Raw genomic sequence first — 12,072 nt, 5'->3', positions numbered from 1 at the left:
TATGCCGCAAGAAAAAAGGATCAGGGGAAACTCTGGTCCTTTTTTCATGTACAGCAGACGCAATTCTTTAAGAATCGCAGGGTAAAACTTGACTCCCGGCGGGGGGAAGGTTAGGTAGCAGCCCTCAGCTCTGGATATCCCTGTGGATAGAAAGAGCAATTAGGTTTTCTGTGTGAGTCTAGCATGCGGTTGGCTTCCGGGGTGGAAGCGGGGCCGGATGCCAACATAGCCCCATACAGGCAAATGCCTGATGGGATCTTTTTTAATGAAAGTCGGCAGTCAGAAATAATGGCGGCCGGCCGAACTGTGTAAGGATCGGGAAAGGCGCATGCCGACCATCAACCAGCTCATTGCCAAGGGGCGCAAGCCTGCGGTCAAGCGCAACAAGGTGCCCGCGCTGCAAGGATGCCCCCAAAAGCGCGGTGTTTGCACCCGCGTTTATACCACGACGCCGAAAAAGCCGAACTCCGCACTGCGTAAAGTCGCTAAGGTGCGTCTGACGAACGGCTATGAGGTGGTCAGCTATATTCCAGGTGAAGGTCATAACCTTCAGGAACATAGTGTTGTGCTGATCCGCGGCGGTCGTGTGAAGGATTTGCCGGGTGTGCGCTATCACATCCTTCGTGGTGTTCTGGATACGCAGGGTATTGCCAAGCGGCGTCAGCGTCGTTCGCTGTATGGCGCCAAGCGTCCGAAATAAGAGGAAGAACAGGTATGAGTCGCCGTCATCGCGCAGTAAAGCGCGAGATCCTTCCCGATCCGAAATTCGGAGATATCGTTGTCACGCGCTTCATGAATGCGCTGATGTACGATGGTAAGAAGTCTGCTGCAGAAAGAATCGTATACGGTGCTCTTGATGCCATGGTGCGTCGTAGCGGTAACGGTGCTGATGCAGTGGTGCTGTTCCACAGTGCGCTGGATAACGTAAAGCCGGCTGTTGAGGTGCGTTCTCGCCGTGTTGGTGGGGCAACCTACCAGGTGCCGGTTGAAGTTCGCGCAGACCGCCGTCAGGCGTTGGCGATCCGTTGGGTGATTGATGCAGCGCGCAAGCGTGGCGAAAACACCATGCAGGATCGGCTTTCCAATGAGCTTCTGGATGCCGTCAACAACCGTGGCGCAGCCGTGAAGAAGCGGGAAGATACCCATCGTATGGCGGAAGCTAACAAAGCATTCAGCCACTATCGCTGGTAATGAAGGAAGCTGCTGCATTTCCTCTTGCGGTGAGTTTGCAGGGCTTATAACAACTGCATCCCGAATGGTTTTTGGGGCATGGAGTAAAAAATGGCTAAGGCTAAATTTGAGCGGAATAAACCGCACTGCAACATCGGCACCATTGGTCACGTTGACCATGGTAAGACCTCTCTGACGGCTGCGATCACCAAGACGCTTGCTAAGAAGGGTGGCGCTGAATTTAAGGCGTATGACCAGATCGACGCTGCTCCGGAAGAACGCGCTCGCGGCATCACCATTTCCACAGCTCACGTGGAATATGAAACCGACAAGCGTCACTACGCGCACGTTGACTGCCCCGGACATGCTGACTACGTGAAGAACATGATCACGGGTGCAGCGCAGATGGACGGCGCAATCCTGGTTGTGTCCGCTGCTGACGGCCCGATGCCGCAGACCCGTGAACACATCCTGCTTGCTCGTCAGGTTGGTGTGCCGGCTCTGGTTGTCTTCCTGAACAAGGTTGACCAGGTTGACGATCCGGAACTGCTTGAACTGGTTGAAATGGAAGTTCGTGAACTTCTTTCTTCCTATCAGTTCCCTGGCGACGATGTGCCGATCATCAAGGGTTCCGCTCTGGTGACTCTGGAAGATGGTGATCCGGAAATCGGTGAAAACCGCGTTCGTGATCTGATGGACGCAGTTGACTCCTACATCCCGCAGCCGGAACGTCCGGTTGACCGTCCGTTCCTGATGCCGATCGAAGATGTGTTCTCCATCTCTGGTCGTGGCACCGTGGTGACGGGTCGTGTGGAACGCGGCGTGATCAATGTTGGTGACGAAATTGAAATCGTTGGTCTGAAGCCGACCACGAAGACAACCGTAACCGGCGTTGAAATGTTCCGTAAGCTGCTTGATCGCGGTGAAGCTGGTGACAACATCGGCGCTCTGCTGCGTGGCACGAAGCGTGAAGATGTGGAACGTGGTCAGGTTCTGGCAAAGCCAGGCTCCATCACGCCGCATAAGAAGTTCAAGGCAGAAGCTTACATCCTGACGAAGGAAGAAGGTGGCCGTCATACGCCATTCTTCACCAACTATCGTCCGCAGTTCTACTTCCGTACGACTGACGTGACGGGTGTTGTGCATCTGCCAGAAGGCACCGAAATGGTGATGCCGGGCGACAACTGCGCCATGGAAGTTGAGCTGATTGCTCCGATCGCCATGGACGAAGGTCTGCGTTTCGCTATTCGCGAAGGTGGCCGCACAGTTGGTGCTGGCGTTGTTTCCTCCATTATCGAGTAATCGATAGAGGATATTGAGCCTAAGTGGCCCCGACCGATTCATTTTGGTCGGGGTCTTACTTGGCGGCCGGGATTCCCCGGATAGGTAAAGTGTTGGACTAAAAAACAAATGGACAACCAGAACATCCGCATTCGCCTGAAAGCGTACGATCATCGGGTGCTGGATAACAGCACGAAAGAGATCGTAAATACGGCGAAGCGTACGGGTGCGCGGGTTCGGGGTCCTATCCCGCTGCCTACGCATATCGAACGGTTTACGGTTAACCGTTCTCCTCACGTTGATAAAAAGAGCCGCGAGCAGTTCGAAATTCGAACTCATCGCCGTCTGCTCGACATTGTTGAGCCCACTCCGCAGACCGTGGACGCTCTCATGAAGCTCGACCTCGCCGCTGGCGTTGATGTCGAGATCAAACTCTAAGGTCCAGACGATGCGCACCGGATTGATCGCAAAGAAGTTGGGCATGTCCCGACTGTTCAAGGAAGATGGCACGCATGTGCCTGTTACCGTCCTGCATGTTGATGATGTGCAGGTGGTTGATGTCCGTAACCAGGAGCGGGATGGCTACGTAGCTGTTCAGCTGGGTATGGGTAAAGCCAAGGTGAAAAACGTAACCAAGCCGAATCGTGGGCATTTTGCTCGCACGAAGGTGGAGCCCAAGCAGGCGCTTCGCGAATTTCGTGTGGCTGATGATGCCGCTCTTGAGGTTGGTGCTACCCTTTCAGCTTCGCACTTTGTTGTTGGCCAAAAGGTTGACGTTACGGGTGTAAGCAAAGGTAAGGGATTTGCTGGCGCAATGAAGCGCTGGAATTTTGCTGGTCTTGAAGCCACGCATGGTGTGTCTATTTCGCACCGTTCGCATGGTTCGACCGGTAATCGCCAGGATCCCGGCAAGACCTTTAAGAATAAGAAGATGGCTGGTCATCTCGGTGATGAACGCGTGACCACCTTGAATCTGGAAATCGCAGCGGTCGATCCGGAAAAGAATCTGATCATGGTTCGTGGCTCCGTGCCAGGAGCGAAGAACGGTGTTGTTCTGATCCGTGACGCCATTAAAAAAGCCCGCCATGGTGACGCGCCTTATCCGGCCGGCCTCGTGAAGGCGGAGGGCTGAGGTCATGGAAATCGAAATCAAGACGCTAGACAACAGCAGCGCTGGTTCTGCAACGCTTCCGGACGAAATTTTCGCCGTAGCACCGCGTGCAGATATCATGGCTCGTGTTGTGCACTGGCAGCTGGCAAAGCGCCGCGCTGGCACACACAAGGTGAAGGGCATGGGCGAAGTGTCCGGCACCACCAAAAAGCCATATCGCCAGAAAGGCACAGGCAGCGCCCGTCAGGGTTCATTGCGTGCGCCGCAGTATCGTACCGGTGGGGCAGTGCATGGCCCGGTTGTGCGTGACCACGGTTACGATCTGCCGAAAAAAGTGCGTCGCCTTGGTCTGATCTCTGCGCTTTCTCAGAAGGCAAAAGACGGCAAGCTGATTGTGCTGCAGTCTGCTTCTGGCGTTGATAAAACCAGTGAACTGGCAAAGAAGCTGAAGTCTCTGGGTTGGACATCTGCACTGATCGTGGATGCAGCCGTGGATGAGAACTTCGGTCGTGCCGCCCGTAACCTGCCCAAGATCGACATTCTGCCGACCATTGGTGCGAATGTTTACGACATTCTGAACCACGAGGTGCTTGCTATTACGCAGGCCGGCCTTGAAGGACTGAAGGAGCGCCTGGCATGACGAATATTCTTGCCATTCGCAAGAAAGCCGAGCGTCTTTCCCGTGAAGCGATGTACGACATTGTGCGTACACCTGTGATCACGGAAAAAGCTACGGCGCTTTCTGAAAAGAACCAGGTTGTTTTCAAAGTGGCAATGTCCGCTACGAAGCCTGAAATCAAGGTTGCGGTGGAAACGCTGTTCGGGGTCAAGGTTGTTGGTGTCAACACCTTGGTTCAGAAGGGGAAAACCAAGCGCTTTAAAGGGCGTGTTGGGCAGCGTTCTGACGTGAAGAAGGCGTTCGTTCAGCTTGCGGAAGGTCAGTCCATTGATCTTACCGCCAAGCTGGCGTGACCGAAGGTAGAAATTCATGGCTCTGAAGCACTTTAATCCTGTCACGCCAAGCTTGCGTGGTACGGTGCTGGTTGATCGTGCTGACCTTTGGAAAGGTAAGCCGGTCAAACAGTTGACCGAAGGTAAAAACAAGACAGGCGGCCGTAATAATAACGGTCGTATCACTTCCCGTTTCCGTGGGGGTGGTCATAAGCAGTCTTACCGTTATGTAGACTTCAAACGTCGTAAGTTTGATGTTCTGGGTACGGTTGAGCGTCTGGAATATGATCCGAACCGCACCGCGTTTATTGCGCTGGTGAAGTACGAAGATGGTGAGCTTGCATATATCTTGGCTCCGCAGCGTCTGAAGGTTGGTGACAATGTCATCGCTGGTGCGCGCGTGGATATTAAGCCTGGTAATGCTATGCCGCTGGCTTCCATCCCGGTGGGAACGATTATCCATAACATCGAGCTGAAGCAGGGTGCAGGCGGTAAGCTGGCACGTTCTGCTGGCACATATGCCCAGCTCGTTGGTAAGGATTCCGGCTACGCCCAGATCAAGCTGCAGTCTGGTGAGCTGCGCGTTGTTCGTGGTGAGTGCATGGCTACCGTTGGTGCTGTGTCCAACCCGGATAATATGAACCAGCATATGGGCAAGGCAGGGCGTTCCCGTTGGTTGGGTCGTCGTCCTCACAACCGTGGTGTGGTGATGAACCCCGTTGATCACCCACATGGTGGTGGTGAAGGTCGTACCTCTGGTGGCCGTCATCCGGTTACACCGTGGGGTAAGCCAACCAAAGGGTACAAAACTCGGGTCAACAAGCGGACGGACAGTCTGATTATCCGTCGTCGAAAGACCGGCAAGTAAGGGGCAATAGAAGATGGCACGTTCCGTCTGGAAAGGCCCGTTCGTCGACGGGTATCTGCTGAATAAAGCTGAGGTATCCCGCGCGTCGGGTCGTAACGAAGTGATCAAGATCTGGTCTCGTCGTTCTACAATTCTTCCGCAGTTCGTCGGTCTGACGTTCGGTGTTTATAATGGTCAGAAGTTTCTGCCCGTACAGGTTACGGAAAACATGGTCGGACATAAGTTCGGCGAATTTTCCCCGACCCGTACATTCCACGGGCATGGCGCTGACAAGAAGTCTAAGCGGGGCTAAGCAGAGATGAGCAAGCCGAAGCATCCGCGCACACTCGCGGAAACAGAAGCGCAGGCAGTTACGCGCAACATCCGGGTTAGCCCCCGCAAGCTAAACCTTGTGGCTGGCCTGATCCGCAACAAGCCTGCTTCCCAGGCCGTTGCAACGTTGACGTTCTCTAAGCGCCGTATCGCTCAGGAAGTGAAAAAGACGCTGGAAAGCGCAATCGCTAACGCTGAAAACAATCACCAGCTGGACGTTGACCAGCTGGTGGTGAAGACAGCTGAAGTTGGAAAATCCATTGTCATGCGGCGTTTCCACGCCCGTGGCCGTGGGCGTTCTGCTCGCGTTGAAAAGTTTTTCAGTCACCTGAAGATTGTTGTAGCTGAACGGGCTGCTGAGCCTGAAGCAGCTTCTTCCGAACAGAAGGCGGCCTGAGGTATGGGACATAAAGTCAATCCAATCGGGCTGCGGCTCGGTATCAACCGCACGTGGGATAGCCGGTGGTATGCCGATTCCGACTATTCAAAGCTGCTTCATGAAGATCTGAAGCTGCGTGCATTCCTGCGCCGCAAGCTGGTTGGCGCTGGTGTGTCTCGTGTCGTTATCGAACGTCCGGCTAAAAAGCCCCGCGTTACCATTTACGCTGCTCGTCCGGGTGTTGTGATTGGTAAAAAGGGCCAGGACATCGATGCGCTCCGTAAAGAGCTGACACGTATGGCTGGCACGGAAGTTGCGCTGAACATTGTTGAAATCCGCAAGCCGGAAATCGATGCAACCTTGGTTGCAGAAAACATTGCTCAGCAGCTGGAACGCCGTGTGGCTTTCCGTCGTGCCATGAAGCGTGCCGTGCAGTCTGCAATGCGTCTGGGCGCACAGGGTATTCGTATTAACTGCTCTGGTCGTCTTGGCGGTGCGGAAATCGCACGTATCGAATGGTATCGTGAAGGTCGTGTGCCTCTGCACACCCTGCGTGCCGATATCGATTATGGCACAGCCACAGCAAAGACCACCTATGGCACTTGCGGTGTAAAAGTCTGGATCTTCAAGGGCGAAATTCTTGCTCATGATCCGATGGCTCAGGATCGCCGGGCGGCCGAACAGGCTCCTCAGCGCTGAGGAGAGGGATAAAACAACATGCTTTCCCCGAAGCGGACAAAATTCCGTAAAGCCCACAAAGGCCGTATCCACGGCCTTGCAAAAAGTGGCACCACGTTGAACTTCGGTACGTTTGGACTGAAGGCTCTTCAGCCGGAACGTATTACGGCACGCCAGATCGAAGCCTCTCGTCGGGCTATCACACGTGCCATGAAACGTGCAGGTCGCGTCTGGATTCGTATTTTTCCTGACCTTCCGGTCTCGACAAAACCTGCAGAAGTGCGTATGGGCTCCGGTAAGGGTTCCCCCGAATACTGGGTGGCCCGTGTGAAGCCAGGTCGCATTCTGTTCGAGATCGAAGGTGTGCCCCCTGAACTGGCGCGTGAAGCGCTGGCTCTGGGTGCAGCAAAACTGCCGATCAAGACCAAGTTTGTGACCCGAATTGGAGATGCGTGAGATGGTAAAGGCAACTAAGCCAGCCGATTTGCGCGCCAAGACTCCAGACGAGCTTGAAGCTCGTCTGGTTGAATTGAAGCGTGAGCAGCTTAATCTGCGTTTCCAGCAGGCCACGGGTCAGACTGAAGCGCAGAGCCGTATGCGTGCGGTGCGTCGTGAGATTGCACGGATCAAGACGATTGCGGTGCAAAATGCAAAGACTGCAGCAGGTGCAAAAACATCTGCTGCCAATGCCTGAGGAGAGTTAGCCGATGCCAAGGCGCGTCCTGACCGGGCGTGTGACCAGCGATAAGATGGACAAGACCGTTACGGTTCTTGTCGATCGTCGCGTCATGCATCCGCTCTATAAGAAGTTCATTCGTCGCTCTAAAAAATATGCGGCGCATGATGAAGAAAATATCTGCAAGGTTGGTGACTCCGTGCGGATTGTTGAATGTCCGCCTATTTCACGCCGCAAGACGTGGACTGTGATTTCCCGCAACGGCGAAGTCGTTGGTGCGGAAGCCGGTGCATCGGCTTAACGTAAGGATATTTAGGTTATGATCCATCCCGAGACCAACCTTGACGTAGCCGATAATTCCGGTGCGCGTCAGGTGCAGTGCATCAAGGTGCTGGGCGGCTCCAAGCGGAAGTCCGCCTCGGTCGGCGACGTGATCGTCGTTTCCGTTAAAGAAGCTATCCCCCGCGGGAAAGTGAAGAAGGGCGACGTTCACCAGGCTGTTATTGTGCGGACTTCCTATCCAGTCCGTCGGCCTGATGGTAGCGCTATCCGTTTCGATAAAAACGCAGCCGTGCTGATTAACAAGCAGCAGGAACCGATTGGTACGCGTATTTTTGGACCGGTTGTGCGTGAATTGCGTGCGAAGAAGTTCATGAAGATCATCTCTCTCGCGCCGGAGGTGTTGTAATGGCTGCCCGTATTAAAAAAGGCGATACGGTTGTCGTCATCAGCGGTTCCTCCAAGGGGACGCAGGGGGAAGTTCTGGAGGTTCGTCCTTCCGAAAACCGTGCAGTTGTGCGTGGTGTGGCGCTGATTAAGCGTCATCAGCGTGCGCGTCGTATGGGTGAAGAAAGCGGGATTATCACCCGTGAAGCGCCTATTCACCTTTCTAACCTGAAGCTGATTGACCCGGCCTCTAAAAAACCAACACGCGTTGGTTTCCGAGTGCTGGAAAACGGCAAAAAAGTTCGCATCGCTAAGGCGACCGGCGAAGCTATTGAAGGTTGAGGGGCTACGAATGAGTGCGAAACAGGAAGGTCGTTCCCTGCCGCGCCTTCAGCAGCGGTATGAAAGCGAACTGCGTGCCAACCTGCGTGAGCAGTTTGGTTACAAAAACGAAATGCAGGTGCCTCACCTTGAAAAAATCGTCCTGAACATGGGCGTGGGTGAAGCTGCTGGCGATCAGAAGAAGCTGGATGCTGCTGTTGCAGAAATGGCTCTTATTGCTGGTCAGAAGCCTGTTAAAACTGTAGCGAAAAAAGCTATTGCGGGCTTCAAGATCCGTGAAGGTCTGCCGATTGGCTGTAAGGTCACTCTGCGCCGTGCACGGATGTATGAATTCCTTGATCGTCTGGTAACCATTGCTATGCCACGCATCCGCGATTTCCGCGGTCTGCCGGCTACTAAAGGTTTTGACGGTCGTGGTAACTTTGCTCTGGGTTTAAAAGAACAGATCATCTTCCCTGAAATCGAATACGATAAGGTAGATGAAATCCGCGGCATGGACGTGGTGTTCGTAACCAGCGCAAAAACAGATGCAGAAGCCAAGGCCCTGCTTAAGGCGTTTGATCTTCCCTTCCTGGGATGATACAGACCCTTCTGGGTGTTTTAATGTGTGATCTTGGAAAACCGTCGAAGGTTTTCGAAGGGTTCCGGAGGTAATGTTGTATGGCTAAGACTTCTGCCATTCTGCGTAACGCAAAGCGCGCGCGCATGGCGGCACGGGATAAAGAGAAGCGGGTAGCTCTCAAAAATATCGTTATGGATCGTTCTCTTCCCGTGGAGGATCGGTTTGATGCGTCTTTGAAGCTGGCTGAACTGCCGCGCAATGGTTCGCGCGTGCGGGTTCGTCTGCGTTGCAAACTGACAGGTCGTTCTCGCGGTAACTACCGCAAGTTTGAACTGTGCCGTATTGCTTTCCGTGATCTGGCATCTGAAGGCCAGATTCCGGGCGTGGTTAAAGCAAGCTGGTAAGGGCGCGAGATGTCACTTTCTGATCCTTTGGGTGATATGCTCACCCGTATTCGTAATGCTCAGCGTGCGCGTCACAATGCTTGTGTTGCTCCGGCCTCCAAGCTGCGCGTGAGTGTTCTGGAAGCTCTGCAGCGCGAAGGCTACATTCGTGGCTATAAGCGTGAAGACGTCCGTAAGGGTATTGCTCAGCTTCATATTGAGCTGAAATACACTGACGGTGAGCCGGTTATCCGCGAAATTCAGCGCGTTTCACGCCCTGGTCGTCGCGTATATTCCAAAATTAAAGAACTTCCTCGTGTTTGTGCGGGTCTGGGTGTTTCCATCCTTTCCACGCCGCGCGGTGTTCTTTCCGATGTTGAGGCTCGTGCTGCCAATGTTGGCGGTGAAGTCCTCTGCCGTGTTTTCTAAGGAGGGGTAAATGTCACGCGTAGGCAAGTATCCTGTTGAAGTGCCGGCAGGGGTAACCATTGCTATTGCAGATGGTGTTCTGAAGGCCAAAGGGAAGTTGGGGGAGTTGGCTCTGCCACTTTCTTCACACGTTTCCGTTGATGTGCAGGATGGTAAGGTTGTTGTGCAGCCAGTGGGCACCGCTGCTCAGGCTCGCATGATGTGGGGTACAACACGTGCCCTGATCGCAACGGCTGTTAAAGGAGTTTCGGAAGGTTTTTCCAAGGCTCTAGAAATTAACGGCACAGGTTACCGTGCAGCTGTGCAGGGTTCCAATCTGGTGATGAACCTTGGGTTCTCCCATGATGTTGTGTATCCGATTCCTGCGGGCATCAAGATTTCTACGCCGCGTCCGACGGCTATTGTGGTGGAAGGGATCGATAAGCAGCGGGTTGGGCAGGTTGCCCTTGATATCCGCAGCTTCCGTAAGCCTGAACCTTACAAGGGCAAAGGTGTTCGGTACGAAACGGAAACCATTCGTCGTAAGGAAGGCAAGAAGAAATAATGAGCACTCAGCAGGAATTGCGGAACCGCCGTCGGGCGCGTCTCCGTTTTCAGCTGCGCCGCAAGGCAGGTGGGCGCCCGCGTCTGTCTGTTTTCCGGTCTGGCAAGAACATTTATGCTCAGGTGATCGACGATGCGCAGGGTCGTACTTTGGCCTCAGCGTCCTCCTTGGATAAGGAGCTGCGGACGGATCTGAAAAAAGGTTCCACGCAGGAAAGCGCTGGCGCTGTCGGTAAGCTGGTTGCACAGCGCGCCGTTGCTGCAGGTGTATCTCAGGTCGTGTTCGACAGGGGGTCTTATCTTTATCACGGGCGCGTCAAGGCCCTGGCAGAGGCGGCCCGTGAGGGCGGTCTCTCCTTCTGAGGAAAGGATCACGGAATGGCTCGTGAACCAAGAGAAGGCGGTCGAGGCGGCCGTGAGCGTGAGCGCGAAGGGGATGAACTGGTTGACAAGCTGGTAACCATCAATCGCGTTGCGAAAGTGGTTAAGGGTGGTCGTCGGTTTGCTTTCGCTGCTCTGGTTGTCGTTGGTGACCAGAAGGGGCGTGTTGGCTACGGTGCAGGTAAGGCCCGCGAAGTTCCTGAAGCAATTCGTAAGGCTACGGAACGTGCCAAGCGCGGCATGATTCGTGTCCCTATGAAGGAAGGCCGTACGCTGCATCATGATGTTGCTGGTCACTTCGGTGCTGGTAAAGTTGTGCTGCGGTCAGCTGAAGCCGGGACAGGGATCATCGCTGGTGGTCCGATGCGTGCCGTGTTCGAAAGCCTTGGCATTAATGATGTTGTTGCGAAGTCTCTGGGTACCCGGAACCCGCACAACATGGTTAAGGCAACTTTCGATGCGCTGGCACGTTGTGCAAGCCCACGTTCTGTAGCTAGCCGTCGCGGTAAGAAGGTTGCTGAAATCTTCGGTAAGCGTGAACAGGCTGTTGCTGCGGAGGCCGCTGATGTCTGATAAAAAAACCTTTAAGGTTGTGCAGATTGCGTCCGGTAACGGACGTAAGCCTGGGCAGCAGGCAACTTTGATCGGTCTGGGTCTGAATAAGATTGGCCGTGAACGCGTTCTGGAAGATACTCCGTCTGTTCGGGGTATGGTACGCAAAGTGGCCCACCTGGTGAAGGTGGAGGATTGAAATGAAGCTGAACGAACTTCGTGATAACGAAGGTTCCCGTTACCGGAAAAAGCGTCTTGGGCGCGGTATTGGTTCCGGTAAGGGTAAGACGTCTGGTAGGGGTGTAAAAGGCCAGAAGGCTCGTGAAGGGGTTTCTCTGAACGGGTTTGAAGGTGGTCAGCTTCCTATCTATCGTCGTCTGCCGAAGCGTGGTTTCAAAAACATCTTCCGTAAGGTTTACGCTCCCGTAAATCTTGGTGCGGTGGAAAAAGCCTTGGCTGACGGCAAACTGGCAGCAGGCGCAGCTGTTACTGAAGAAGCTTTGAAAAAAGCTGGTCTGGTTGGCACTGGCAAATATGCTGGCGTGCGCATTCTGGCCGAAGGTGAGCTGACAAAAGCTGTTACGTTTGAAGTCTCTGGTGCATCAGCTTCTGCTGTTGCGGCAGTAGAAAAAGCCGGAGGTAGTGTTAAGCTGCTGCAGCCAAAAGCTGCTGAAGCCAGCGCTTCCTGATGTTGCAAAAAGGAGAGCAGTGTTTGCACTGTTCTCCTTTCTTGTTCCTTCTCAGAATGTTGTCTGAATTTTTCAGGCGATTGTGCCAGCGTCTCCACA

General features: G+C 54.1%; 24 protein-coding genes. All 24 read left to right on the top strand.

Annotated elements, in window-relative coordinates; genetic code table 11:
* Positions 1-328: 328 nt before the first annotated feature.
* The 24 genes from rpsL (at position 329) to rplO (ending at position 11,973) form a co-directional block, all read left to right on the top strand.
* Entirely contained in the window at positions 329-700 is a 372-nt protein-coding gene (rpsL, locus tag QQM41_RS01515) for a 30S ribosomal protein S12 (RefSeq protein ID WP_003622698.1), read from the top strand.
* A gap of 14 nt (positions 701-714) precedes the next feature.
* On the top strand, positions 715-1,191 hold the full coding sequence (gene rpsG, locus QQM41_RS01510) for a 30S ribosomal protein S7 (protein ID WP_006116053.1): 477 nt from the start codon (positions 715-717) through the stop codon (positions 1,189-1,191).
* A gap of 90 nt (positions 1,192-1,281) precedes the next feature.
* Entirely contained in the window at positions 1,282-2,472 is a 1,191-nt protein-coding gene (gene tuf / locus QQM41_RS01505; RefSeq protein WP_042786750.1) for an elongation factor Tu, read from the top strand.
* A gap of 108 nt (positions 2,473-2,580) precedes the next feature.
* On the top strand, positions 2,581-2,889 hold the full coding sequence (gene rpsJ, locus QQM41_RS01500; protein WP_007282720.1) for a 30S ribosomal protein S10: 309 nt from the start codon (positions 2,581-2,583) through the stop codon (positions 2,887-2,889).
* Positions 2,890-2,899: 10 nt separating this feature from the next.
* Positions 2,900-3,583 (top strand): 50S ribosomal protein L3, encoded by a 684-nt coding sequence (gene rplC, locus QQM41_RS01495; protein WP_003622704.1) that lies wholly within the window; start codon positions 2,900-2,902, stop codon positions 3,581-3,583.
* Between the two features lie 4 nt (positions 3,584-3,587).
* Complete coding sequence (gene rplD / locus QQM41_RS01490; RefSeq protein ID WP_003622706.1) at positions 3,588-4,202, top strand: 50S ribosomal protein L4; 615 nt, start codon at positions 3,588-3,590, stop codon at positions 4,200-4,202.
* Entirely contained in the window at positions 4,199-4,534 is a 336-nt protein-coding gene (locus QQM41_RS01485; protein ID WP_003622708.1) for a 50S ribosomal protein L23, read from the top strand. The genes rplD and QQM41_RS01485 overlap by 4 nt, the downstream gene beginning before the upstream one ends.
* A gap of 16 nt (positions 4,535-4,550) precedes the next feature.
* On the top strand, positions 4,551-5,381 hold the full coding sequence (gene rplB / locus QQM41_RS01480) for a 50S ribosomal protein L2 (RefSeq protein WP_003628218.1): 831 nt from the start codon (positions 4,551-4,553) through the stop codon (positions 5,379-5,381).
* Positions 5,382-5,394: 13 nt separating this feature from the next.
* Positions 5,395-5,673, top strand: a complete 279-nt coding sequence (rpsS, locus tag QQM41_RS01475; RefSeq protein WP_012812769.1) for a 30S ribosomal protein S19 — start codon at positions 5,395-5,397, stop codon at positions 5,671-5,673.
* Between the two features lie 6 nt (positions 5,674-5,679).
* Positions 5,680-6,090, top strand: coding sequence for a 50S ribosomal protein L22 (rplV, locus tag QQM41_RS01470; RefSeq protein ID WP_003622713.1), 411 nt, complete (start codon positions 5,680-5,682; stop codon positions 6,088-6,090).
* Between the two features lie 3 nt (positions 6,091-6,093).
* Positions 6,094-6,771, top strand: a complete 678-nt coding sequence (rpsC, locus tag QQM41_RS01465) for a 30S ribosomal protein S3 (protein ID WP_003622715.1) — start codon at positions 6,094-6,096, stop codon at positions 6,769-6,771.
* 18 nt (positions 6,772-6,789) lie between these two features.
* The gene (rplP, locus tag QQM41_RS01460; protein ID WP_035351612.1) at positions 6,790-7,206 is read left to right on the top strand and encodes a 50S ribosomal protein L16; all 417 of its coding nucleotides are present in this window, start codon (positions 6,790-6,792) and stop codon (positions 7,204-7,206) included.
* Between the two features lies 1 nt (position 7,207).
* Positions 7,208-7,444 (top strand): 50S ribosomal protein L29, encoded by a 237-nt coding sequence (gene rpmC / locus QQM41_RS01455; RefSeq protein WP_003622719.1) that lies wholly within the window; start codon positions 7,208-7,210, stop codon positions 7,442-7,444.
* 13 nt (positions 7,445-7,457) lie between these two features.
* Positions 7,458-7,727, top strand: a complete 270-nt coding sequence (rpsQ, locus tag QQM41_RS01450) for a 30S ribosomal protein S17 (RefSeq protein ID WP_042786748.1) — start codon at positions 7,458-7,460, stop codon at positions 7,725-7,727.
* An 18-nt stretch (positions 7,728-7,745) separates the two neighbouring features.
* A complete protein-coding gene (gene rplN, locus QQM41_RS01445) occupies positions 7,746-8,114 on the top strand; it encodes a 50S ribosomal protein L14 (RefSeq protein ID WP_012812770.1) in 369 nt (122 codons plus the stop codon).
* Positions 8,114-8,434 carry a 50S ribosomal protein L24 gene (gene rplX / locus QQM41_RS01440; RefSeq protein ID WP_003622726.1) on the top strand — a complete coding sequence of 107 codons (321 nt, stop codon included), beginning with the start codon at positions 8,114-8,116 and terminating at the stop codon, positions 8,432-8,434. The genes rplN and rplX overlap by 1 nt, the downstream gene beginning before the upstream one ends.
* A gap of 10 nt (positions 8,435-8,444) precedes the next feature.
* Positions 8,445-9,014 carry a 50S ribosomal protein L5 gene (gene rplE, locus QQM41_RS01435; protein WP_087651400.1) on the top strand — a complete coding sequence of 190 codons (570 nt, stop codon included), beginning with the start codon at positions 8,445-8,447 and terminating at the stop codon, positions 9,012-9,014.
* A gap of 80 nt (positions 9,015-9,094) precedes the next feature.
* Positions 9,095-9,400 (top strand): 30S ribosomal protein S14, encoded by a 306-nt coding sequence (gene rpsN, locus QQM41_RS01430; protein WP_003622728.1) that lies wholly within the window; start codon positions 9,095-9,097, stop codon positions 9,398-9,400.
* A 9-nt stretch (positions 9,401-9,409) separates the two neighbouring features.
* On the top strand, positions 9,410-9,808 hold the full coding sequence (gene rpsH, locus QQM41_RS01425) for a 30S ribosomal protein S8 (protein ID WP_003622730.1): 399 nt from the start codon (positions 9,410-9,412) through the stop codon (positions 9,806-9,808).
* A 10-nt stretch (positions 9,809-9,818) separates the two neighbouring features.
* The gene (rplF, locus tag QQM41_RS01420; protein ID WP_003622732.1) at positions 9,819-10,352 is read left to right on the top strand and encodes a 50S ribosomal protein L6; all 534 of its coding nucleotides are present in this window, start codon (positions 9,819-9,821) and stop codon (positions 10,350-10,352) included.
* Positions 10,352-10,714: a 50S ribosomal protein L18 gene (gene rplR, locus QQM41_RS01415; RefSeq protein ID WP_042786744.1), complete on the top strand. Its 363-nt coding sequence runs from the start codon at positions 10,352-10,354 to the stop codon at positions 10,712-10,714. The genes rplF and rplR overlap by 1 nt, the downstream gene beginning before the upstream one ends.
* 15 nt (positions 10,715-10,729) lie before the next feature.
* Complete coding sequence (gene rpsE / locus QQM41_RS01410) at positions 10,730-11,305, top strand: 30S ribosomal protein S5 (protein WP_006116042.1); 576 nt, start codon at positions 10,730-10,732, stop codon at positions 11,303-11,305.
* A complete protein-coding gene (rpmD, locus tag QQM41_RS01405) occupies positions 11,298-11,483 on the top strand; it encodes a 50S ribosomal protein L30 (RefSeq protein ID WP_003622738.1) in 186 nt (61 codons plus the stop codon). Before rpsE ends, rpmD begins: the two co-directional genes overlap by 8 nt.
* A 1-nt stretch (position 11,484) precedes the next feature.
* Positions 11,485-11,973, top strand: a complete 489-nt coding sequence (gene rplO, locus QQM41_RS01400) for a 50S ribosomal protein L15 (RefSeq protein ID WP_050819563.1) — start codon at positions 11,485-11,487, stop codon at positions 11,971-11,973.
* Positions 11,974-12,072: the final 99 nt, after the last annotated feature.

Source organism: Acetobacter sp. AC2005 (genome assembly GCF_037901235.1).
In the GTDB taxonomy this organism is placed as follows: Bacteria; Pseudomonadota; Alphaproteobacteria; order Acetobacterales; family Acetobacteraceae; genus Acetobacter; species Acetobacter oryzoeni.
The sequence above is the reverse complement of the archived record's forward strand: the minus strand, read 5'-3'. Positions and strand labels throughout refer to the sequence as shown.